Raw genomic sequence first — 21,980 nt, forward strand, 5'->3', positions numbered from 1 at the left:
AAGAAGGAGGACGCACGTGTCGGACGACCGATCACCAGTGCCTCCGCCCCTCGCGCTGGTGGACGTCACCAAGTCCTTCGGGAGCGTCCGAGCGCTGCGGGGACTGAGTCTGCACCTGCGTGCCGGGGAGATCCACGCGCTCGTGGGGGAGAACGGCGCGGGCAAGTCCACGCTGGTCAAGACCATAGCCGGAGTCCACCGGCCCGACGGCGGCCAGGTCCTGGTCGACGGGCGGACCACCGAGTTCACCGCGCCCGCCGACGCCCAGCGCGCCGGAGTCGCGGTCATCTACCAGGAGCCCACCCTCTTCCCCGACCTGTCGGTGGCCGAGAACATCTTCATCGGCCGCCAGCCCCGCACCCGCCTGGGCACCATCGACCGCGCCCGCATGCGCCGCGACACCGACGAGGTGTTCGGCCGCCTGGGCGTGGCGATCGAACCCGACCGGCCCGCGCGCGGCCTGTCCATCGCCGACCAGCAGCTGGTCGAGATCGCCAAGGCCATCACCCGCCACGCGCGGGTCCTGGTCATGGACGAGCCCACCGCCGCACTCTCGGGCGTCGAGGCCGAACGGCTGTTCACCGTCGCCCGCACCCTGCGCGACGAGGGCGCGGCCCTGCTGTTCATCTCCCACCGCTTCGACGAGGTGTTCGGTCTGTGCGACCGCATCACCGTCGTGCGCGACGGCGCCTTCGTCTCCTGCGATCCCACCGCGGACCTGGACGTGGACACCGTCGTACGCCGCATGGTCGGACGCGACGTCAGCAGCCTCTACCCGAAGGAGGACGCCGAGTTCGGCGACACCGTCCTGGAGGTCGAGGGACTGACCCGCCAGGGCGCCTTCGCCGACGTGTCCTTCTCGGTGCGCGCCGGGGAGATCGTCGCCTTGGCCGGCCTCGTCGGGGCGGGCCGCAGCGAGGTCGTCCGCGCCGTCTTCGGCGTCGACCGCTACGACGCGGGCACCGTCCGCGTCGGCGGCCGGGCCCTTCCCGCGGGCCGACCGCGCGCCGCCATGGACACCGGTATGGCGCTGGTCCCCGAGGACCGGCGCCAGCAGGGACTGGTCATGGAGTCCTCCATCGAACGCAACGCCACCGCGACCCGCCGGCGCCTGCTCAGCCGCTTCGGGCTGCTCGGCGCCCGCGCCGAACGCGAGAGCGCGCGGGAGTGGGGCGGCCGGCTCCAGCTCAAGTGCGGCGCGTTCACCGACGCCGTCGCGACGCTCTCCGGCGGCAACCAGCAGAAGGTCGTCCTGGCCAAGTGGCTCTCGACCGAGCCGCGTGTGCTCTTCATCGACGAACCCACCCGCGGCATCGACGTCGGCACCAAGGCCGAGGTCCACCGCCTGCTGTCCACCCTCGCGGGGGAGGGGCTGGCCATCGTCATGGTCTCCAGCGAACTCCCGGAGGTCCTGGGCATGGCCGACCGGGTCCTGGTCATGCACGAGGGCCGCGTCACCGCCGAACTCGACCGTGACGAGGCCGACGAGGAGTCGGTCATGTACGCGGCCACCGGACAGCGACCGAGCGAGGCCGCCTGATGAGCACACCCACCACCGCGTCCACCCCTGCGGCCACGGGGGCGCCGCCCGCGCCCGCCGCGCGAGCCGCCCGGCGCCGTCCCCAGGTCCGCGAACTCGGCGTCCTGCTGGCCGTCGTCGTCCTCATCGCGGCCACCTGGCTGCACAACCCCGGCTTCCTGTCCCACCAGGGAGTGCGCGACCTGTTCCTGGGCGCCACCGTCCTGGCCGTCCTCGCCGTCGGCCAGGCCCTGGTCCTGATCACCAAGAACGTCGACCTGTCGGTCGGGTCCGTCATGGGCCTGTCCGCCTTCGGCACCGGCATCCTCTTCGTCTCCTTCCCGGGCCTGCCGGTCCCCGTCGTCATGCTCGCGGGCGTGCTCATCGGCCTGGTCTGCGGCCTGGCCAACGGCCTGCTCGTGACCACCGTGCAGGTCCCGGCACTGGTCGTCACCCTGGGTACCCTCTACGCCTACCGCGGCCTCAACCACTGGTGGGCGGGCGGCGGACAGGTCAACGCCCACGACATGCCGGACGGCTTCCTGTCCCTGGGCCGCGTCTCGGTCCTGGGGGTGCCGCTGCCCGCGGCGATCGCCGTGGTCGTCGTCGTGGCCGTGGGCCTGTACCTGGCCAACTTCCGCTCCGGCCGCGAGCTCTACGCGATCGGCTCCAACGCCGACGCCGCGCGCCTGTCCGGCATCCCCGCGGGCCGCCGCGTCATCACCGCCTTCGCCGTCAACGGCGCCCTGGCCGGGCTCGCCGGAGTCCTGTTCGCCGCCCGCTACGGCACCGTCGACTCCACCGTCGGCACCGGCATGGAACTGCAGGTCGTCGCGGCCGCCGTGGTCGGCGGCGTGGCCATCGCCGGGGGAGTGGGCACCGTCTACGGCGCCGCTCTGGGCGCCGTCCTGCTCACCACCATCACCGCCGCCCTGCCCATCTGGCAGATCGACCAGTTCTGGCAGCAGGCCGTGGTGGGCGCGCTCATCCTGGCCGCCATCGGCCTGGACCGCCTGCTGGCGCTGCGCACGGCCCGCAAGCTTCGAGGAGGAGGTGCCCGTGGCGCCTGAACGCGTCATCACCAGTCCGGCCGCCGCTCCGGCGGCCGGACCCGAACGGCCCGGGGGCGTCCGGCGGATCGTCTCTCTGCTGTCCCTGCGCGAGTCACCCGTCGTCGCCGCCCTCGTCGTGGCACTGCTCGGCGCGTCCCTGTTCGTCGACATGTTCGCGTCCGGGCGCAACATCAGCTTCCTGCTGCTGAGCATCGCCGCCATCGCCCTGATGGCCCTGCCGATGACCCTCATCGTCGTCACCGGTGAGATCGACCTGTCGGTGGCGAGCACGCTCGCCCTGACCAGCGCCACCCTGGGCGTGCTGTGGGAGTCCGGGATACCCATCGAAACGGCGCTGTGGATCTGCCTGGCCGTCGGCGCCGGGCTGGGAGCCCTCAACGGCGTCCTGGTCACCGTCATGGGTCTGCCGTCGCTGGCCGTCACCATCGGCACGATGGCCCTGTACCGCGGCCTGGCCTACGTCCTGCTGGGCGACCGGGCCGTGGCCAGCTACCCGCAGAGCTGGGTCAGCGGGGCCCGCGAGTCCTTCCTCGGCATCGAGGGGCTGCCATGGATCGCCGTGGGGGTGCTGGTCCTGGCCGTGCTCTTCGCCGTCCTGCTGCACGCCACCCCGGTCGGCCGCTCGCTGTTCGACATCGGCAACAACGACGAGGCCGCGCGGTTCACCGGAACACCCGTCCGATGGACCAAGTTCTGGCTCTTCACCCTCAGCGGTGTCGTCGCCGCCGGAGCGGGCGTCTTCTGGACCCTGCAGTACGGCACCTCCCGGGCCGACACGGCCTTCGGCCTGGAACTGCAGGTCGTGGCCGCCGTCCTGCTCGGCGGAGTGTCCATCTTCGGCGGGGTCGGCTCGATCCTCGGCGTCATGTGCGGCGTCGTGCTGCTCGGCGCCATCCGCAACGCGCTCCAACTCTTCGGGCTGTCCAGCGAGGTCCTGCAGATCATCACCGGTCTGATCCTCATCGCCTCCGTGGTCACACCCAACCTCGTGGCCAGGGTCCGCGCCAGACGCGCACCCGGGTCCCCACCCGTGTCCACACCCGTGCCCGTCCCCAGCTCCACCGACCGTCCACGTAATGGAGAACAGTCATGATCGATCCCCTGCGCCCGCGCTACCTGGCCCTGGTCGCCACGGCGGCCGCCGTGCTGATGACCGCCGCCTGCGGCGGCACCACCATCGACGACGCTGCCGAGGAGTCGGGCGGTTCCGGCCCGACCGGCACCGCCGACCCCGACGCGGAGATCCCCGAGGGCCTGAAGATCGACTTCCTGCCCAAGCAGCTCAACAACCCCTACTCCGACATCGTCAACGCCGGTGGCGCGCAGGCCGTGGAGGAGCTGGCGGGCGAGTACACCGAGCGCGGCGGCACCGAGCCCACCGCCGACTCCCAGGTGGAGTACATCAACGCCGCCAGCCAGGCCGCCAGCGACGTCATCGTCATCGCCGCCAACGACCCCGACGCGGTCTGCCCGGCCCTCAACGAGGCCCGCGACAACGGCGCCGCCATCGTCGGCTACGACTCCAACGCCAACTGCACCGACGTGTTCGTCAACCAGTCCTCCGACGACCTGATCGGCCGCGCGCTGGTGGAGATGATCTCCGCACAGCTCGACGGCGAGGGCACCTTCGCGGTCCTGTCGGCGACCCCCAACGCCACGAACCAGAACACCTGGATCGCGGCGATGGAGGAGATCCTGCAGGAGGACGAGTACGCTGACCTGGAACTGGTCGACACCGTCTACGGCAACGACGACGACCTGGAGTCCTTCCAGGAGATGCAGGGCCTGATGCAGTCCTACCCGGACCTGGACGGCGTCGTGTCGCCGACCACCGTGGGCATCTCCGCCGCGGCACGCTACGTCAGCGACTCCGAGTACAAGGGCGAGGTCGCCATCACCGGTCTGGGCACGCCCAACCAGATGCGCGAGTTCGTCCACGACGGCACCGTCGAGGAGTTCGCCCTGTGGAACCCGCACGAGCTGGGCTACCTGGCCGGCTACACCGGCGCCGCGCTCAAGGCCGGACAGATCACCGGCGCCGAGGGCGAGACCTTCACCGCCGGTGAGCTGGGCGAGTACACGGTCGGCGAGGACGGCGAGGTCGTGCTCGGCCCGCCGACGGTGTTCAACGAGGACAACATCGACGACTTCGACTTCTAGATTCCTCCTCCGGGCGGGCCGCTCCGGGCGGCCCGCCCGCCCACCCGTCACCCGCCACCGGCCGAGGGGCACTTCGTGCGGGGGCGTCCACCCTCAACGGACGCCTTCGGCGCGGTGCCCGCCCGTCCGCCCACCCGGAAGAAGAATCCCTTGCAGCGCGTCTGCTTCATCCTGAAGGTCCGCCAGGAGCGCCTGGAGGAGTACAAGGAACGGCACGCCGCCGTCTGGCCCGAGATGCGCGCGGCGCTCAGCGAGACCGGATGGCACAACTACTCGCTCTTCTGCACCGACGACGGCATGGTCGTGGGCTACCTGGAGACCGAGGACTTCGAGGCGGCCCGCGCCGCGATGGCCCGCACCGACGTCAACGAGCGCTGGCAGGCCGAGATGGCGCCCTTCTTCGAGGGACTGCCCGGCCGCCCCGACGAGGGCATGCTCCCGCTCACCGAGATCTTCCACCTGGCCTGACCCACGACACCGACCCGCTCCCCCTGTCGAAAGGCTTCCGGATGTCCCCCCGCACCGCCCCCCGCACCCGCCTCCTGACCTCGGCGCTGGCTCTGACGCTGGCCGTCCCCCTCGCGGGCGCCCTGGGGTCCCCGGCCGCCGCGGCCGCCGAACCCTCGGCCACGCCCCTGGGACAGCAGACCCTGGACGAGCGGGCCCTGTACTTCGTCTCCTACGACGGACTCGTCAACAACGGCTCCTACCAGCAGTCCGGCATCATCACCCATGGCGACCACCAGTACGCCGCCTGGTACACCGAGACCCGGCACGCCGTCCTGGCCCGCCGCGGTCTCGACGGCGGCGAATGGCAGACCCTGGAGCTGCCGCACCGGCTCAGCGTCGACGACTCGCACAACAGCATCTCGCTGGGCGTGTCCGCCGAGGACCGCAGCCTGCACGTGGCCATGGACACCCACAACAACCGCGTCTACTACACGCGCTCGGCCGAGGGCCTGCTGTCCGGCGACGCCCCCTGGTCCCTCGACTCCTTCGAGCCGATCAGCCGGGACCTGGCCGGGCTGGACCTCGGATCGATCACCTACCCCCGGTTCATCAGTGCCCCCGACGACGGGCTGCAGCTCGCCTACCGGACCGGCGGATCCGGCAACGGCACCCTGGAGCTGGCCGAGTACGACGGGGACGACGGCGGCGACGGCCACTGGACGCACCTGGGCGCGTGGTCCTCCCCCGAGGGCTCCTACGCGGCCAACGGCGCGGTGAGCACCAGCCGCAACATGTACCTGCACGGCATCGGCTACGGCGACGACGGCCGACTGCACGCGTCGTTCACCTGGCGCGAGACCGCCGCGGGAGGCGACATCCTCTGCCACCCCGGCGGACTGTCCAACCACGACACCGGCTACGTCTACAGCGACGACGAGGGCCGCACCTGGCGCACCGACGACGGCTCCGTGGCCGCGGTCACCGGCACCTCGCAGCGGGTGTCCGTGGACACCCCCGGCCACGTGGTCGACCCCCTGCCGCTGAACTACGCGCTGATGAACCAGGAGTCGCAGGCGGTCGACGGCGAGGGCAACCCGCACGTCCTGATCAGCTACCGGCCGGGGCGGTTCGGGCACTGCTCCACCGACTTCGCCCGCGACCGCCGGAACCAGGGGTACGTCTTCCACCTGTACCAGGACGACGCGGGCCAGTGGCACAAGACGGAGATCCCCGAGCCGCTCCAGGCCTTCGGCCGGTCCCGGCTGGTCATGACCGACGAGGACACCGCCTACGTGGTCATGCCCTTCGGCCGGATCATGGCGGCGACCGCCGAGTCCGGCTGGACGGACTGGACGATGGTCGACGACGGTTCGGACATCGACGCCTTCGGAGAGGTGCTCGTGGACGAGTCCAGGGTCGCCTCCGAGGGCGTGCTGTCGATCATGTACCAGGAGGCGGGCGACCGGCCCTCCACTCCCATCCGGGTCGCCGACTTCCGGCTCGGCTGACCCCGCCCGGGGCCCGTGCGTTCGTGCCCGGGCCCCGGCACGCGGTTCCGGCCTGCGCGCTCCGGATTCCTCCGCTGACTTGTTCGATGGACTGAGTCGATAGGGTGCGGATATGGCTCACGTTCCCGCGGCTGAGCGCCGCCCTCAGTTGATCGACGCGGCCATCAGCCTGATGACCAGGGAGGGCATGGCCGCCGGCAGCACGCGCGCCATCGCCGCGGAGCTCGGTGTCGCGCAGGCCACGGTCCACTACACCTTCGGAACGAAGGAGGACCTGTACCTGGCGGTCATGGACCGGCTCACCGAGGACCTGATCGCGCGGGTCGAGCAAGCGGCTCCGGAGGACGCCGGCTTCGAGGAGACCATCACCGCACTGGCCGGCGCCCTGTGGCGCACCATGCGCGAGGACGCGGCCAGGTACCACCTGCTCACGGAGCTGACCATGTTCGCCCTGCGCACCCCTCGCCTGGGCCGGGCCCGCCGGACCCACTACCAAGGGGTGACCGAGCTGACGGCGAGGATGGTCACCGAGACGGCGGCGCGTACGGGCTACGAGCTCGCCCAGCCCGCCGAGGCGGTCGCCCGGTTCTTCCTCGCCGGCTTCGACGGGCTGACGATGCAGCACCTCTACGCACCGGAGGAGTCGGCGGAGCACGCCAGCCTGCGGGCTCTGGTCGCCGCGACCCTGGCTCTGGCCGGGGGACGGCTCGACCTGGTGGAGGTACCGACGGACTGACGCCGCGGCGGAGAGGTCCGGGCCCCGGTGGCGGGGTCGGCCCCGCCACCGGTGGGACGCGGTGTCGGCCGTCCGAGCACGCGGGCGTTGCGCGTCACGGCGGCCGCCGGGACCCGACCGTCCGGGGCCGTGGCGGCCGAGCGGTCCAGGGTGGCACGCTCAGCCGGCCCAGACGTCCTCGACGTAGTGCCCGGACCCGATGAGCCCGGTCAGCCAGGCGGAGGCCCCTGCATCGTCCGCGCCGGTGTGCTCGCGATAGACCGCCCGGAAGGCCTCCCGCACGGCAGGGGCCATGCGTCGGCCGTCACCGCAGACGTGGACCCGGCCACCGGCCTCCAGCACGGACCAGACCTCCGCGCTCTCGCGCATGATGCGGTCCTGGACGAACCGGGCTCCGTTCTCGGGCGCGTGCATGAAGGCGGGGCGCATACTGACGGCCCCGGCCGCCTCGGCGCGGGCGAGCTCCTCGCGGTGGAGGTAGTCGACGTCGGGATGGTCGCAGCCGAAGTAGCACAGCAGGGTCCCGGTCCTCCCCGTGTGCAGCCGGTCGAGGATCGCGCCGCGGAAGGGTGCCAGCCCGGTGCCGGCGCTCACCACGATGACCGGCACGGACGGGTCCTCGGGCAGACGGAACGCCTCGCCGCACGGCAGTACCCGGGCCTGCAGCGTGTCGCCGGCCGTCACGGTCCGGACGTGGTGGGAGGCGATGCCGTGGAAGGTGCCCTCTCCGCTCCGGTGCGGGGCGGAGAGCAGGGACACCATGAGGTCCACCTCCCCGGGGGACTTCCTGGCGGACGAGGAGATCGAGTAGCGGCGTGGGCGCAGGGCCGGCAGCGATTCCAGGAAGCGGGCGAAGGGCAGCTCGCAGGACCGGTAGCGCTCCAGGAGGTCCAGGACACTGAGTCCGGCGTCGGTGACCCGCTCACGGAAGGCGTCGGGAACCGCCGCGGCGAGTTCGGCCAGGGGGCGCTGCTCGGGCGGGCAGACGGTGTGCTCGGCGAGCACGGCGACCTGGTCCTGGGTCGCGGGGACCTGCAGTTCCACGAAGTCGGTCAGCAGTCGGCGCAGGGTCAGCGGGCGGTCGACGGGCAGGGCGTTGCGGCTGCGGCGGCGGGCCCGCAGGCGGACGGTGCGGTCCAGGTCGAGGTCGAAGCGCGCGGAGACCCGGCGGACGAGGGCGTCCGGGTTCTCGGGCAGGACCGCCAGATGATCACCGGTCCTGTAGGTGACGCCCTCGGGCAGCCGCAGCCTCACGAAGCGTTTGGACCGGCCGAGTTCATGGTCCGTGTCGACGAGCTCGCGCGCGTCGAGCACCTCCATCGGTTGCACGCCGTGCCGTGCCGTGAGTCCGCCGGTGACCGAGTCGGTGGTGTCCTCGATTTCGTACAGGCCCCGGTCCTCGCCCGGCTCGTCGGTGTCCGCGGCCGCGGACACCGGCTCACCGTCGCGTTCCAGCAGGGCCGTCCACAGGGCGCCCGTCCACCGGTCCACGGCACCCGTGAAGTCCCCGGACGCGTCGGCCGTGCCGCGCGGCACCAGCGGTGTGGCGCCGGCCGCTGCCAGGCGCTCGTCGATGAGGGCCGGGACGCGCTGATAGGTGGCCGCCCAGTTGCGGTCACCGACACCGAGCACGGCGTAGGCGACACCGTCGAGAGAGCCTGGCCGGAGCCCCTCCGTCCAGGCGACGAACTCGGCGGCGTCGTCGGTGGGCCTGCCGTTGTAGGAGGCGGCCACGATCACCACCGGGCCCGCGGCGGAGCTCAGCCCGCCGGCGTGCTCGTTGAGGGGGGCGACGGACGGGGCGAACCCGTACGCGTCGCCCTCCACCGCCAGATCGCGGGCGATACCGGCGCAGGTGCCCAGGTTGGAGCCGTGCAGCAGGGTCAGCGCGGTGCCGGCTGCCCGTCGCTCGGTGGGCTCCGCCCGGCCGGCGGTGGCGCTGTGCGGGGTCGCGGGGGGCCGGCGGCGCTCGCCGCTGGTGCGCCGGGCCAGCATGAGTGTGAACCCGTCGGGCTTGAGGGTGAGGGTCTGCTTGATCTTCAGCCGGTAGTCGGTGTGGTCGATCAGCCGGTAGCGGTGCACGAGCAGCCCCAGCAACAGGGTGGCCTCGTGCAGCGCGAACTGACGGCCGATACAGGCGCGTTCACCGCTGCCGAACGGCTTGTACAGGTGGACCGGGCGCGTCGCCTCCCGCTCGGGGGTGAAGCGCTCGGGGTCGAACAGCTCGACGTTCTCACCCCAGGCGGGGTCGCGGTGCAGGGCCGGGGTGAGCACCATGAGGGTCTCGCCCCCGCGCACGGTGTACCGGCCCCCGATGACGGTGTCCTCGATGGGCTCCACGGCGAAGGCGGGTGCGGTCGGCCACAACCGCAGACTCTCGTTGAGGACCTGGCGGATGTACGTGAGCTTGCCGACGTCGCCGTAGCCGGGGTGCGGGTTGTCGGTGTCCCCCCACAGGGCGTCCACCTCGGCCTGGGCCCGGGCGAGCACCTCGGGGTGCTTGGTCAGGTAGTACAGGGCGAAGGACAGCGCGCCGCTGGTGGTCTCGTGCCCGGCGATGAGGAACGTGATCACCTGGTTGCGGATGTTGGCGTCGTCCAGCAGGTCGCCCGTCACTGGATCCGGGGTGTTCAGCATCCGGCCCAGCAGGTCGTCCGCGCTCGTGTCGCCGGTGGTCCTGCGCCGCCGGATGACCTCGTCGACCAGGTCCGTCATCAGCTCGGCGTCGCGGCGGTACTGCTCGGCCTGCTTCGGCCTGAACAGCTCCGCGCCCGGAACGGACTCCACCTTGCTCTGGGCGAACGCCAGTGCCCGTGACATCGCGCCGACGAAGGGGTGCGGTTCGTCCCGGTGCAGGGACTGGAAGTCGTAGCCGAAGCCGCACAGGCCGATGGTGTCGAACGTCAGCCGGGTCATGTCCTCGGGAACGTCCACGGGCCGTGCACCGGCGGCCCGGTCCCACGTGTCGATCAGGGAGTGGGCGGCGTCGAGCATGGTCGCGTGGTAGTCGCGCATCGCCCCGAGTGAGAACGCGGGCATCAGGACGTCGTGTGCCTTGCGCCAGTTCGCTTCGTGGTGGAAGGCGGTGAACAAGCCGTCCCCGGCGAACTGGCGGATCTCGACCAGGTCCGCGTGCACGTTCTTGCGGAACCGGGTCTCGTCGGCCAGTTCCGCCACCAGGTCCGCGCCACCGACGAAGACGTTCTCGGACCCGAAGGCGCGGACCCGGTACACCGGCCCCATCTCCTCGAACTCCTTCATCAGGTGCATGAGGCCGTCGATCCCCGTCGGGATGCCGAGGGCGTGGCCGACCAGGGGCAGCGCCGGGCGCTCGGGGATCGTCCGGGCCGCGGCAGCGGATGCCTGCGTCATGGGAGTGCCTTTCGTTCCGCGTCTTCCGTCGCTCGCAGACCACCATACGAGTGACATAGTCACTCGAACATGTCGAGTGACTGTGTTGAATGACACGGTCGGGTGAAGGAATGAAAGGCGGGGGAGGGGTGTCGTGGTGCGCGGCCCGGGCCGAACGCCGGGGCCCCACCATGACCGGGCCCGGCGCGGGCCCCGCCCCAACGGTGTGCCGGGCTCGCCCGCACCGGAGCGGTCCGGTGCGGGGAGCGGGGCGGGTCAGTGGACGTAGGGCCAGCCGGAGGAGTCCCAGCCGAGCCAGTTGAGCCCCAGCAGTGCCGTGCCGTCGTCGGCGTAGTAGTGGTAGGCGAGGATGTCGTTGTCGGTGTCGGCGAAGACGTCCTGGTGGCCGGGGCCGTGGATCCCGCCGTGCCCGGACAGGACCTCGGTGCCTCCGCCTGAGGTCATCGCGGTGCCGTTGCGGTCGCGGTAGGGGCCGGTGATGCTCCTGGAGCGGCCGACCATGATGCGGTAGGTGCTGTCCGCGCCGCGGCAGCACAGGTCGAAGGAGACGAACAGGTAGTACCAGCCGCCGCGGTGGAAGAGGGTCGGTGCCTCGATGGCTCCGCCCCCGCGCCCGGCGATCGAGTACAGGTTTCCGTCGTAGCGCTTGCCGGTGGCCGGGTCGATCCGGACCATCTTGAGGCCCGACCAGAACGAGCCGAAGGCCATCCACCACCGGCCCCGCGTGTCCACCTGCAGGTGGGGATCGATGGCGTTGTAGTCGTTCGAGGTGAACGACTCGATGACCAGGCCCTCGTCGCGCCAGGTTCCGGAGTTCCCGCTGGTGCTGGTGGCCAGGAAGATCGCGGACCGGTTGGAGCCGAAACTCGAAGCGGAGTAGTAGAGGTGGTAGCGGCCGTTGGCATGGGACAGGTGCGGAGCCCACAGGTTGCGGTCGCCGCCCGTGTACGGGGTGGTCCAGGGGGCGCCGCCGGGGAAGACCGTGCCCGCGTCCCTGAAGGCGGTCCGGTCGGCCGAGGTCTTCAGTGCGACGTCGTGGCCGGTGTGGGCGACCAGATAGCCGCCTTCGGGCCGTTTGACGAAGGACGGGTCGTGCAGTCTGATGTCCCCTGTCACCACGCCGGGGCCGGGGTAGTCGGCGGGCGCGGGAGCGGCGGCGGCCATGGTCGGGACCGCGGACAGCGCTCCCGTGGCCAGGGCCGCGCCCAGCATCGTGCGTCGGGAGGGGAACACGGAGGGTGTGCGGGGGTGTCGTGTCATGGGGAGCCTCCTCGGCTCGGTGGGCGTTCTGACCGACAGGGGCCGCGGAGCACCGCAGCCGGGCTGTTAGCGCTAACATTCAGCGGAGAAGCTCCTGTGCGGAGTCCGTGGGGTGCGGGTGGCGGTGGGGAAGGGCGACGGGAGTCACGCGTCGCGGGTCCGGGCCGCCTCGGCCCGGTGGTCCGCCGGGCGCCCTGTCGGACACGGGGGGTGGTGTGTCGTGGGGGGTAGGGGGTCGGTTCGGCGGTCGCCGTTCCTCATTACGAATACGCTTCGTAATTGTTCGGTCATCGTAAGGTGGCGTCCGGTGCGCGTCAACCCTCCTTTTCCGCACACGTGCGCGTTCGCGTGTGCCGGAAGCCCCCGCCTGGTTGGGGATCCACGCGGTGCGGGTAGGTCTTGGTCGAAACCCACGCCCCCCTGGCACCCCCCACCCCCCGGAGGCAGAGAGTGCGTTTACGGATCGTCCTGTCGACCCTGGTCGTCCTGTGGCTGCTGATCGGGCTGGTCGCCGCCTTCCAACGCGGCCTGTTCTTCCGTGATGAGGCCTCGTGCTCGACCGTCGGGCACACGTTCGGCACCATCTTCGTGGGCCCGCTGAACTACCTGGGGGTGAACCCGAGCGTGGAGTGCCCGCCGTTGCCCGAGCCCTCGGAGTAGCGGAAGCGTCCCGCGACCGACGCACCCGCACGAGCGATCACGAGTCCAGTGCACGCCGGTGGGTGCCCCTGGTGACGAGTGATCCTGCCGGACGCCCCCGTCCGGGCCGCGGCAGGTGGCCGCCGCTCCGGTCCCCGGGGCGGCGTGTGGCGCAGGGCGGCCCGCGCCCGCCCCTGGGAGGGGGCGGGCGTTCGGTGTGTGTGCATCGCCGGCCACCGGAGCGGTCGTTTCGAACGTCTCAGCCGGTGGAGCGGGGCCGCCGCCGCGTGGGATGGATGGTCCCGTGGAGGGCTGTGTTCGTCACAGTGCGCATGAGGGCGCGCCGATGAGGGCACGACACCGGGACGCCCCGAACGCGGCGCGCGCTCGCGGGCCGGGGGTGTGCCGGTACGCGAGCGGCGGGCATCCGGCCCGGCTTCCGCGGAGGAGATAAGCCCTCTGTCCAGGTAGGAGAAGTGGGTCAAGGCTGTGCGGTGGTCGCGGGTTCTCCACGCGGCGGTTCGGCGGGGCCGCGGCCAGGGGGAGCCGACCGGGTGCTCCGTGTCGGGCGGACCCGCCCCGCCAGCGCGAACGCTGGTTACCGGCAAGTTCTACCGACTGGTAGCTTTGCCCGGAGGTCGGATCGGAGAGCGATGGGAGGAACAGTGCACGAGAGCGTCCTGACGCGGATCAGACCCGTTCCCCACAGCCGGTTCCGGCTCTTCCTCCTGCACCACGCGGGCGGCTCCCCGCAGGGATACCGGGCCTGGATCCGCCACTTCCCGGCGGACTGGGACGTGTGCCTGGTCGAGGCGCCCGGACGCGGTCGCTCGTCGGACCGGGCACCCTTCACCGACGCCCGCGCGCTGGCCCGCCACCTGTGCGAGCGCCTACGGCCCCACCTGGACCGGCCCTTCGGCCTCTTCGGCCACAGCATGGGCGCCCTGGTGGCCTACGAGATGGCGCTGCGCCTGGCCGACGGCCCCACGCCCTCCTGGCTCGGCGTCTCGGCCTGGAGTCCCGCGCCCGGAGCCGAGTGGGACCGGCCGCGCCACCGGCTCACCGACGACCGCCTGCGTGCGTCGGTCGCCCGCATGGGCGGCACTCCCGCCTCCGTGCTGGACGACCCCGACCGGTGGCGGGCCGCCGAACCCCTCATCCGCGCCGACCTCGCCGTCGTCGACACCTGGCGCCCCGGGCCCGGGACGCCCCCGCTGCGCCATCCCGTGACGGTGCTGGGCGGCGAGGACGACCGCGGGATGCCCCCGTCGCGGCTGGCCGCCTGGCACGGCCGTACCGAGGGCCCCGTGCGCACGCACATCCTGCCCGGGGGCCACTTCTACTTCGTCGGCCGCCTGCGCGAGGTGGCCGCCCGCCTGACCGAGGACGTCCGCGCGGCCGAGCCCGTCTCCGTCTGACCGGCCGCGCCCCCGGTCACTCCGGCCGCAGGGGGCGGGTACTGCCGCGCACGACCAACCGTGTGGGCAGCATCATGGTCGGAGGCGGTGCCCCACCGGATTCGAGCAGGTCGAGCAGGATCTGGCCGATGAGGTTGCCCTGCTCCGCCACGGGCTGCTCGACGGTCGTCAGTTCCATCACCCCGGCGAGTTCATGGTTGTCGAAGCCGACCACGGAGATGTCCTCCGGGACGCGCAGGCCGCTGTGGCGGATCGCCCGCAGCGCCCCGAAGGCCATCTCGTCGGACTGGGCGAAGACCGCGGTGGGGCGTGTGGGGCCGCTGAGCAGGGTGCTCATGGCCCGCTCGCCTCCCGCGACCGTGTAGTCGCCGACGGCCTCCAGGTCGGCGCGGGGGGCGATCCCCGCCTCCTTGAGCACGTCGTGGTAGGCGCGGGCGCGGTCGCGCGGTGTGGTGAAACTGTGCGCCACCGGCCCGCCGCCGCTGATATGGGCGATGTCGCGGTGGCCCAGCATGGTCAGGTGCCGCATCGCGCTGGTGGCGCCGGCCACGTCGTCGATGCGCACGCACGCGAAGCCCTCCATCTCCGTGCCCACCAGCCCCAGCGGGACGTCGAGCCCGGACAGGGCGGCGGCCTGCTCGGCCGAGAGCGGCATGCTCAGGACGGCCACGCCGTCCACCCGGCGCCGCAGCGGCATCGCCTCGAAGAAGCGGTCGCGACTGGTGGCGTCGGCCAGGTTGTAGAGCAGCAGGTCGAAGCCCTTCGCTCGCAGGACCTCCTCGATGCCCATGATCACCTGGCCGAAGAACCACCGGTTCACGTAGGGCGCCACCACGGCGATCGTGTGGGTGCGTCCGCTGGCCAGGCGGGAGGCACTCGGCGTGATGGTGTAGTCCAGCTCCCGCGCGATGCGCACGATCCGCAGCCGTGTCCCCTCGGCGACACTGGGCAGCCCGCGCAGGGCACGCGAGACCGTCGCCGTGGAGACCCCGGCACGGTTGGCCACATCCGCAAGACTCGCTCCCACTGCGCTTCCTCCCACTCGTCGGCCGCCCCGGCCGGTCGTGCGGCCAAGCGCATCCTAGTCCGCCACGCCCTGGGGACGCGCGGGCTCGGGCCGCGTGCGCGCCGGTTCCGGCGGCGCGGCGGCGCGCGCGTCGGAGCGCAGCGCGACCGACACGTCGTCGCGGTCGGCGTAGGGGTCGCGCAGGGGGCGGACGCGCAGAGCGAGAGGGCGCCCGCCGACGGTACGGGCGTGGCAGGCGCCCGGCGCGCGACCGTAGGACATCGCGCAGGCGACGAACTCACCGTCGGCGTAGATTTCGAGGTACTCGCCGAACAGGAGCGCGCGCAGCCGCTCGACCGGGCGCGCGAACACGGTCTCCTGTACGGGGCCGTCCGCGCCGCCGCGGACGCGCAGCCGCTCGGGTGTGACGTCCACGGTGAATCCCGACCCGCCCCGGAGTACGAGGCGGGCCGGTTCTCCCCCGAGAGCGGCGTCCGCGACGGCGTTCCATACGTGGTCATCGGGGTCGGTCACCGGCCCCAGGTACGGCTCGACGCCCCGCCACCAGGCGAGCCGGGGACGGCCTCCCGGCCCCGTCTCCAGGACCTTGGGCTGGGCGAGCATGCCCCGGCACGGCGTGCCGCCGTCGTCCAGCCCGGTCCGGCGCTGGACGGTGTGCAACAGCAGGCGCTCGCCCCCGGGCCCGTCGACCAGGCGCGGAGCGTAGGGTCCGGGCGGTGCGAGGGGGCCGAGCCGCTCCCAGTCCCCGTCCAGCCGGTCGGCCCTCCACGCCTCGATGTGGTGGGAGGAGCCGATGGAGCCGAGCAGGAGCCAGCCCCCCTCGACGCGTTCGAGGACCGGGCACTCCAGCTCGTCGATGTCGCCGGGCACGAGCAGGGGCGGCCGGACGGTCCAGTGCTCCAGGTCGTCGGAGACGGCGAGCCCGACGCAGCCGGAGTCCTCGACGGGCCCGTCAGCGATCCGCGCGCACACGAGCATGGCGTAGCGGAACCCGAACAGGCCTCCCTTGGGTTCCACGATCCACGGGTCCCGCCACGCCTCCTCCGCGCCGGTCCGGTACCAGCGCGCGTCCGGGCGCACGACCACGTCGGCGACGCGCCGCCACCCCGAGCCGTCGTCGGCGCCGGTCCGTGCCAGTCCCACGGCCTGACGCCTGTCCCCGTCGTCGTGCACCCCCGTGTAGGCCATGGTCCACCCGTCCCCGACACGCAGCGGGTGCATCGTCCACACGCTGGCGTCGTCGAACGCCCCGGGCGCCCCCACGCCGAAGGCGGGTGCGAGCGGCTCCCACCGGACGAGGTCGTGGGAGACCGCCCGTCCGTAGGAGGTCTCCAACAGGCTGACGTCGGGGTGCTCGATCCACGGGGCCTGCAGGTGCAGCAGGACGTAGGCGGGTCCCTCGACGACGGCGAAGTCGTTGAGGCAGGCCCCCGGGGGTGCGTAGCGCATGGTCGCTCGGTCCTCTCCGTGGTCGGCGTCGCGGCGGTGCGGCCCCGGGGCCGAGCACGCCACGCAGCACCCTAATAATGCAATCGCTTACATCATAGCAAGGAGTCACTCCCTGCTGATGGCAGACTCTATACCCCCAGTTGGAAACCGTCTGTGTGACGTGATGTGGTCGTCCGTGTGCGTGTGGTGCAAGTTTGATTACGTCCTCGCAACGAGTCAATGTAAGCGATTGCATTCCTGTTGCGCGTGGCTAGCGTTGGGTGGCACAGCTCACAGGGCATCCCGGTCCGGCCCGCGGTCCTTCAGATGCGGCGGCACCGCCGCCACACGCGGCCGGCACACCCGGGGTGCCCGCTTGGAGGAGATGACTGTGCGATCCATGCGAAACCGACCACGCGCCGCCCTGCGCGCCACCGCCGTGCTGTCGGTCCCGATCCTCGCCCTGGCCGCGTGCGGCACCGGGGGAGGGGCCGCCGGGGCGGGCGACGGCGCCGGCGTCATCACCGTCTGGGCCCACCAGGGCCAGGACCGCGAGGTCGTCGCCATCCAGGACGCCGTGACGGCGTTCGGTGAGGCCAACCCCGACATCTCCGTGGAGCTCACGCTCATTCCGGAGGCCGACTACACGACCACCCTCACCACGGCGAGCCCGGACGAACTGCCCGACGTGGTCGAGTTCGACGGCCCCACCATGGCCAGCCTGGTCTACAACGGCAAGCTCTCCCCGATCGACGACTTCGTGTCGGAGCAGACCCGCACCAACGCCACCGAGTCGATCCTCGCCCAGGGCACCCTCGACGGGTCCCTCTACGGCCTGGGCATGTTCGACTCCGCGCTCGGCGTCTACGGCAACGCCGCGCTTCTGGACGAGGCCGGGATCGACTACCCGGAGGGCCTGGAGGACGCCTGGACCGCGCAGGAGTTCACCTCCGCGCTGGCGGACCTGGCCGCCGAGGACGGGGACGGCCGTGTCCTGGACGTCAAGCAGAACTACGGCTTCGGCTCCGGCAGCGAGTGGACGACGTACGCCTTCAGCCCCGTGGTCTGGTCCGCGGGCGGCGCACTGATCGACGGCGACACGGCCGACGGCGCGCTCAACACCCCCGCCACCGTCGAGGCACTGAGCCTGGTCCAGGAATGGGCCGACTACACCGACGCCAACACCGACGACGACGCGTTCGCCTCCGGTGAGGTCGCGCTGTCCCTGGTCGGGCACTGGGAGTACCCCAACTACTCCGAGGCGTTGGGCGAGGACCTCGTCGTGCTCCCGCTTCCCGACTTCGGCCACGGCGTCAAGACGGGCCAGGGCTCCTGGGCCTGGGGTGTGGCCGGCACCTCCGAGAACGGTTCCGCCGCCGGCGAGTTCATCGACTTCCTCATGGCCGACGAGCAGGTCGCCGTCATGACGGCCGCCAACGGCGCACCGCCCGGAACCACGACCGCCATCGCGTCCAGCGACCTCTACGGACCCGGCGGGGATCTGGAACTGTTCGCCGACCAGCTGGCGGCGACCTGCGGGGACGGCCCCGTCACCGCCGACTGCGTGTCCGTGCCCCGCCCGGTGACCGCCGGATACCCGGTGATCACCCGCCAGTTCGCCGACGCCTTCGCCGCCATCTGGGACGGGGCGGACGCCGCCGACGCGCTCGACGGTGCTGCCACCGCGATCGACACCGACTTCGCCGACAACGACTCCTTCCGCATCCGCTAGCCGCGGCCCCCGGGCCGCGCCGGGGCCGCGTCCGCGCGCCGCCGCCACGGCGGCGGCGCGCCCGGCCCGGGACCGACCGCCCCTCACACCCACCGAACCCAAGGACGACTTCTCATGACCGCTCCCGCTCCACCGCGCGCGCACCGACAGCGCCGCCGGCCGCGGAGTCAGACGTGGGCGGGTCCACTGATGGCCCTGCCCGCGGTCACCGGGCTGGTGCTGTTCGCGGCCCTGCCCTTCACGATGGCCATCGGGCTGTCCCTGTTCAACGTGCGGCTCGACTCCTTCCGGCCGCCCGACTTCATGGCCCTGGAGCAGTACCGGCGCATCCTCGTCTCACCGGAGTTCAGCGGCGACTTCTACCGGGCGCTGGGCAACAACGTCCTGTTCGCCGCCGTGATCGTGCCGGTCCAGACGGTCGCCGCCCTGGCGCTGGCGCTGCTGCTCAACCGCCCGCTGCGCGGGATGCCGGTGTTCCGGACCTTCTTCTTCATGCCGGTCGTCTTTCCGATGGCCCTGATCGCGACGGTCTGGCGGCTCTTCTTCGACCCCGGGCCGGACGGCATCCTCAACGCCGTTCTCGGCGCGGCGAGCTTCGGCCTGTTCTCTCCGCACGACTGGCTCGGTGAGGCGGGCACCGCCATGCCCTCCATCATGCTGCTGTCCCTGTGGCAGGGGGTCGGCTTCCAGATGGTCATCCTCCTCGCCGGCCTGCAGGGCATCCCCGACCAGCTCTACGAGGCGGCCGAGGTCGACGGGGCCGGCCGGTGGCAGAGGTTCCGGGCGGTCACCCTGCCGGGCCTGCGCAACACGCTCGTCTTCGTCGCGCTGGTCACCACGATCCTGTCGTTCCGCCTGTTCGACCAGGTGTACATCCTCACCCGGGGCGGCCCGGACGGTGCGACCAGCACGGTGATGCACCTGGCCGTGACCACCGCGTTCGCGGAGAGCAACGTCAGCCGGGCGGCGTCGATGACCGTGGTGCTCTTCGTCGTCGTCCTCGGCCTCACCCTGCTCCAGCGCCGTCTCGTCACCCAGGAACGGGAGATCTCATGACCGTGCTCGCCGACCGGCCGACCGCGCCCGCACGGGTGCGGCCGCCGCACCGCCGACCGGCCCGCCGCCGGCGTGCGTTCCTGCGCCGAGCACTCGACCACTTCCTGATGGGCGCGGTGACGCTGGTCTTCGCCTCGCCGATCCTGTACATGTTCGTCGGCAGCCTCAAACCCGACGACCAGGTGCTCGACGGTCTGGGGGGCTTCGTCCCCAGCAACCTCTCCCTGGACAACTACGCCGACGTCTTCGCGACCTTCGACGATCCGAGCACCGGGTACTTCCTGGACTTCCTCGGCACGTCGGTGATCGTCACCGGCGTCGTGGTCCTGGCGGGCCTGGCGGTCAACTCCATGGCCGCCTACGCCCTGGCCCGTCTGCGCTGGCGGGGACGCGACGCCGTTCTCATCCTGGTCCTGGCGCTGGTCGTGCTGCCCTTCGAGGCCATCGCGGTACCGCTCTTCTACCTGCTCAACGATTTCCGCAACACCCTGGCGGTCCAGTCGGTCCCCCTGATCGCCAACGCCTTCTCGGTCTTCCTCTTCTACTCCTTCTTCCTGAAGATCCCGAAGGAGATCGAGGAGGCGGGCCGGATGGACGGCGCGGGGCCGCTGCGGATCTTCGTGCGGATCATCGTCCCAATGAGCAAACCGGTGTTCGCGACCGTGGCCATCCTGTCCTTCCTCACCCAGTGGGGGATGTTCCTGTGGCCGGTGCTCATGGTCAGCGACCCGGCCGTGCGGCCCCTCCCGCTGGCGATCAGCGTCTACCAGGGACAGCCGCCCTTCCAGTGGGGGGACATCATGGCGTTCGGCGTGATGATGGTGCTGCCCATGCTCGTCGTGTTCCTCGTCTTCCAGCGCTGGTTCGTGCAGAGCGTGGCCTCCACCGGCCTCAAGGGCTGAGAGCGCCGGGGCCGGAGCCCGGTCCGCCGACCGGACGGGGGGTGCGGTTACAAGGCACACCCCCCTGTCCGGGTGGTTCGAACCGGGTTACCTTTGTGGTATGGGACTTGAGCTGCCGACCGACCGACTCCGTATCCGGGAGTGGGAGCTGAGCGATGCCGAGGCCGCCCTGAAGGTGTACGGGGCCGAGGAAGTCGCTCACTGGCTGACGCCGGAGTGGCAACCGGTGAACGACGTCGACGCGATGCGCTCGGTACTGCACGCATGGATCGAGGCCGGGCCGAACCTGGTCCCGCCGGCGGGCCGCTGGGCGATCGTCCGCGAATCCGACGGGGAGCTGGTGGGCGGCCTGTCGCTGAAGCTCCTGCCGCCGTTCGAGGAGGACTTCGAGCTCACCTGGGCCCTGCGCCCGGACGTGTGGGGGCAGGGCTACGCCACCGAGGCGAGCCAGGCGCTCATGGACTGGGCGTTCAAGCAGGGCATTGAGGAGGTGTTCGCCGTCGCGCGCCCCAACAACACCCGGGCGATCGCGGTGGCGCGCCGGCTCGGCATGGAGTGGGTGGGCGAGACGGAGAAGTACTACGACATGCGGCTGCAGGTCTTCCGCATGCGTCCCGCCTGAGGCCCGCGTGCCGGACCAGCGCGGTCACGGCCGCGCGAAGAGCGGCGGGTCGATCCGCGCGAACCCCTCCTGGCGCTCGTAGGGGAACCGGGGATAGGGGGCGGGCCGGTGGCTGACCGCGTCCAGGCGCTCGACCTGGGCGGGGGTGAGCTCCCAGCCGACCGCGCCCAGGTTCTCGCGCAACTGCTCCTCGTCGCGCGCCCCGATGATGACCGAGGACACCGTGGGCCGGCGCAGCAGCCAGTTGATCGCGACCTGGGGGACGCTGCGGCCGGCCTCCTCGGCGATCTCCTCCAGGACGTCGACCACGTCGTAGAGCAGTCCGTCGGCCACGGGCGGTCCCAGCTCGACGGTCCGGTGCAGGCGGCTGCGCTCGGGCAGGGGCCGCCCGCGCCGGATCCGGCCGGTGAGCCGTCCCCACCCCAACGGGCTCCACACCATCGCGCCCACGCCCTGGTCCAGGCCCAGCGGCATGAGCTCCCACTCGTAGTCGCGGCCGACCAGGGAGTAGTAGACCTGGTGGACGACGTGGCGCGGCAGGTGCAGCCGGTCGGCGGCGGCCAGCGACTTCATCAGCTGCCAGCCGGCGAAGTTGGACGCCCCCACGTAGCGGACCTTGCCGTCGCGGACCAGGGTGTCGAGTGCGGAGAGGCTCTCCTCGACGGGGGTGGCGGCGTCGAACCCGTGCAGCTGGAGCAGGTCGATGCGGTCGGTGTCCAGGCGGCGCAGCGCGTCCTCGGCGGCGCGGATGACCCGGGAGCGCGAGGCGCCCGCGTCCTGGGGACCCTCGCCCATGGGCAGGCCGAACTTGGTGGAGAGCAGGACCTGGTCGCGGCGGCCCTTGACCGCGGCGCCGAGGACCTCCTCCGCGGCTCCGTCGGAGTAGACGTCGGCGCTGTCGAAGAGGGTCAGGCCCGCGTCGAGGCTGATGTCGACCAGGCGTCGTGCCTGGTCGACGTCGGTGCCGCCCCACTCGCTGAAGAGCGGGCCGTGTCCGGCGAAGGTGCCGGTGCCCAGGCTCAGTTCGGGTACGCGCAGGCCGCTGGCGCCCAGGGTGCGGTATCGCATGGAGTCCTCC

At 71.9% G+C, this 21,980-nt stretch carries 18 protein-coding genes; 13 read left to right on the forward strand and 5 right to left on the reverse strand.

All coding sequences use genetic code 11. The features are described from left to right. Positions 1-16: 16 nt before the first annotated feature. From M1P99_RS24105 to M1P99_RS24135, 7 genes are all read left to right on the forward strand, one after another. Positions 17-1,540: a sugar ABC transporter ATP-binding protein gene (locus M1P99_RS24105; protein ID WP_304454856.1), complete on the forward strand. Its 1,524-nt coding sequence runs from the start codon at positions 17-19 to the stop codon at positions 1,538-1,540. After that, on the forward strand, positions 1,540-2,589 hold the full coding sequence (locus M1P99_RS24110; RefSeq protein ID WP_304454857.1) for an ABC transporter permease: 1,050 nt from the start codon (positions 1,540-1,542) through the stop codon (positions 2,587-2,589). The genes M1P99_RS24105 and M1P99_RS24110 overlap by 1 nt, the downstream gene beginning before the upstream one ends. After that, a complete protein-coding gene (locus tag M1P99_RS24115) occupies positions 2,573-3,685 on the forward strand; it encodes an ABC transporter permease (protein ID WP_304454858.1) in 1,113 nt (370 codons plus the stop codon). Before M1P99_RS24110 ends, M1P99_RS24115 begins: the two co-directional genes overlap by 17 nt. Then, entirely contained in the window at positions 3,682-4,752 is a 1,071-nt protein-coding gene (gene rhaS, locus M1P99_RS24120; RefSeq protein ID WP_304454859.1) for a rhamnose ABC transporter substrate-binding protein, read from the forward strand. The genes M1P99_RS24115 and rhaS overlap by 4 nt, the downstream gene beginning before the upstream one ends. A 150-nt stretch (positions 4,753-4,902) precedes the next feature. Further along, positions 4,903-5,220, forward strand: a complete 318-nt coding sequence (locus M1P99_RS24125) for an L-rhamnose mutarotase (RefSeq protein WP_304454860.1) — start codon at positions 4,903-4,905, stop codon at positions 5,218-5,220. A 41-nt stretch (positions 5,221-5,261) separates the two neighbouring features. Then, the gene (locus M1P99_RS24130) at positions 5,262-6,710 is read left to right on the forward strand and encodes a BNR repeat-containing protein (protein WP_304454861.1); all 1,449 of its coding nucleotides are present in this window, start codon (positions 5,262-5,264) and stop codon (positions 6,708-6,710) included. Positions 6,711-6,822: 112 nt separating this feature from the next. After that, positions 6,823-7,446 (forward strand): TetR/AcrR family transcriptional regulator, encoded by a 624-nt coding sequence (locus tag M1P99_RS24135; protein ID WP_304454862.1) that lies wholly within the window; start codon positions 6,823-6,825, stop codon positions 7,444-7,446. Positions 7,447-7,605: 159 nt separating this feature from the next. Here M1P99_RS24135 and M1P99_RS24140 read toward each other — a convergent pair whose 3' ends face one another. Both M1P99_RS24140 and M1P99_RS24145 read right to left on the reverse strand, forming a co-directional pair. Then, positions 7,606-10,818, reverse strand: a complete 3,213-nt coding sequence (locus tag M1P99_RS24140) for a bifunctional cytochrome P450/NADPH--P450 reductase (RefSeq protein ID WP_304454863.1) — start codon at positions 10,816-10,818, stop codon at positions 7,606-7,608. Between the two features lie 255 nt (positions 10,819-11,073). Next, on the reverse strand, positions 11,074-12,078 hold the full coding sequence (locus M1P99_RS24145) for an arabinan endo-1,5-alpha-L-arabinosidase (RefSeq protein WP_304454864.1): 1,005 nt from the start codon (positions 12,076-12,078) through the stop codon (positions 11,074-11,076). A gap of 450 nt (positions 12,079-12,528) precedes the next feature. Between M1P99_RS24145 and M1P99_RS24150 the strand changes: the two genes are divergently transcribed. Then, positions 12,529-12,738 carry a hypothetical protein gene (locus tag M1P99_RS24150; RefSeq protein ID WP_053619961.1) on the forward strand — a complete coding sequence of 70 codons (210 nt, stop codon included), beginning with the start codon at positions 12,529-12,531 and terminating at the stop codon, positions 12,736-12,738. Between the two features lie 644 nt (positions 12,739-13,382). Then, positions 13,383-14,135 (forward strand): thioesterase II family protein, encoded by a 753-nt coding sequence (locus tag M1P99_RS24155; protein WP_304454865.1) that lies wholly within the window; start codon positions 13,383-13,385, stop codon positions 14,133-14,135. A 16-nt stretch (positions 14,136-14,151) separates the two neighbouring features. Here M1P99_RS24155 and M1P99_RS24160 read toward each other — a convergent pair whose 3' ends face one another. Next, positions 14,152-15,141, reverse strand: a complete 990-nt coding sequence (locus tag M1P99_RS24160; RefSeq protein ID WP_304454866.1) for a LacI family DNA-binding transcriptional regulator — start codon at positions 15,139-15,141, stop codon at positions 14,152-14,154. 75 nt (positions 15,142-15,216) lie between these two features. Continuing rightward, a complete protein-coding gene (locus M1P99_RS24165) occupies positions 15,217-16,611 on the reverse strand; it encodes a hypothetical protein (RefSeq protein ID WP_304454867.1) in 1,395 nt (464 codons plus the stop codon). 379 nt (positions 16,612-16,990) lie between these two features. On the opposite strand from M1P99_RS24165, the gene M1P99_RS24170 reads away from it, so the two are divergent. From M1P99_RS24170 to M1P99_RS24185, 4 genes are all read left to right on the forward strand, one after another. After that, a complete protein-coding gene (locus M1P99_RS24170; protein WP_304454868.1) occupies positions 16,991-18,322 on the forward strand; it encodes a sugar ABC transporter substrate-binding protein in 1,332 nt (443 codons plus the stop codon). Positions 18,323-18,511: 189 nt separating this feature from the next. Next, on the forward strand, positions 18,512-19,378 hold the full coding sequence (locus tag M1P99_RS24175; RefSeq protein WP_304454869.1) for a carbohydrate ABC transporter permease: 867 nt from the start codon (positions 18,512-18,514) through the stop codon (positions 19,376-19,378). After that, on the forward strand, positions 19,375-20,280 hold the full coding sequence (locus M1P99_RS24180) for a carbohydrate ABC transporter permease (RefSeq protein ID WP_304454870.1): 906 nt from the start codon (positions 19,375-19,377) through the stop codon (positions 20,278-20,280). Before M1P99_RS24175 ends, M1P99_RS24180 begins: the two co-directional genes overlap by 4 nt. A 100-nt stretch (positions 20,281-20,380) precedes the next feature. Next, positions 20,381-20,902 (forward strand): GNAT family N-acetyltransferase, encoded by a 522-nt coding sequence (locus M1P99_RS24185; protein WP_304454871.1) that lies wholly within the window; start codon positions 20,381-20,383, stop codon positions 20,900-20,902. A 24-nt stretch (positions 20,903-20,926) separates the two neighbouring features. Here the strand turns inward: M1P99_RS24185 and M1P99_RS24190 are convergent, their stop codons facing one another. Then, positions 20,927-21,970: an aldo/keto reductase gene (locus M1P99_RS24190; protein WP_304454872.1), complete on the reverse strand. Its 1,044-nt coding sequence runs from the start codon at positions 21,968-21,970 to the stop codon at positions 20,927-20,929. Positions 21,971-21,980: the final 10 nt, after the last annotated feature.

It is taken from the genome of Nocardiopsis sp. YSL2 (assembly GCF_030555055.1).
Taxonomy (GTDB): Bacteria; Actinomycetota; Actinomycetes; order Streptosporangiales; family Streptosporangiaceae; genus Nocardiopsis.

Excerpts from the sequence above, each read along its gene's own strand:
- rhaS (WP_304454859.1), top strand. The coding sequence starts at position 3,682 with ATGATCGATCCCCTGCGCCCGCGCTACCTGGCCCTGGTCGCCACGGCG.
- M1P99_RS24140 (WP_304454863.1), bottom strand. The coding sequence starts at position 10,818 with ATGACGCAGGCATCCGCTGCCGCGGCCCGGACGATCCCCGAGCGCCCG.
- M1P99_RS24110 (WP_304454857.1), top strand. The coding sequence starts at position 1,540 with ATGAGCACACCCACCACCGCGTCCACCCCTGCGGCCACGGGGGCGCCG.
- M1P99_RS24145 (WP_304454864.1), bottom strand. The coding sequence starts at position 12,078 with ATGACACGACACCCCCGCACACCCTCCGTGTTCCCCTCCCGACGCACG.
- M1P99_RS24170 (WP_304454868.1), top strand. The coding sequence starts at position 16,991 with ATGCGAAACCGACCACGCGCCGCCCTGCGCGCCACCGCCGTGCTGTCG.
- M1P99_RS24185 (WP_304454871.1), top strand. The coding sequence starts at position 20,381 with ATGGGACTTGAGCTGCCGACCGACCGACTCCGTATCCGGGAGTGGGAG.
- M1P99_RS24175 (WP_304454869.1), top strand. The coding sequence starts at position 18,512 with ATGGCCCTGCCCGCGGTCACCGGGCTGGTGCTGTTCGCGGCCCTGCCC.
- M1P99_RS24165 (WP_304454867.1), bottom strand. The coding sequence starts at position 16,611 with ATGCGCTACGCACCCCCGGGGGCCTGCCTCAACGACTTCGCCGTCGTC.
- M1P99_RS24190 (WP_304454872.1), bottom strand. The coding sequence starts at position 21,970 with ATGCGATACCGCACCCTGGGCGCCAGCGGCCTGCGCGTACCCGAACTG.
- M1P99_RS24180 (WP_304454870.1), top strand. The coding sequence starts at position 19,375 with ATGACCGTGCTCGCCGACCGGCCGACCGCGCCCGCACGGGTGCGGCCG.
- M1P99_RS24130 (WP_304454861.1), top strand. The coding sequence starts at position 5,262 with ATGTCCCCCCGCACCGCCCCCCGCACCCGCCTCCTGACCTCGGCGCTG.
- M1P99_RS24135 (WP_304454862.1), top strand. The coding sequence starts at position 6,823 with ATGGCTCACGTTCCCGCGGCTGAGCGCCGCCCTCAGTTGATCGACGCG.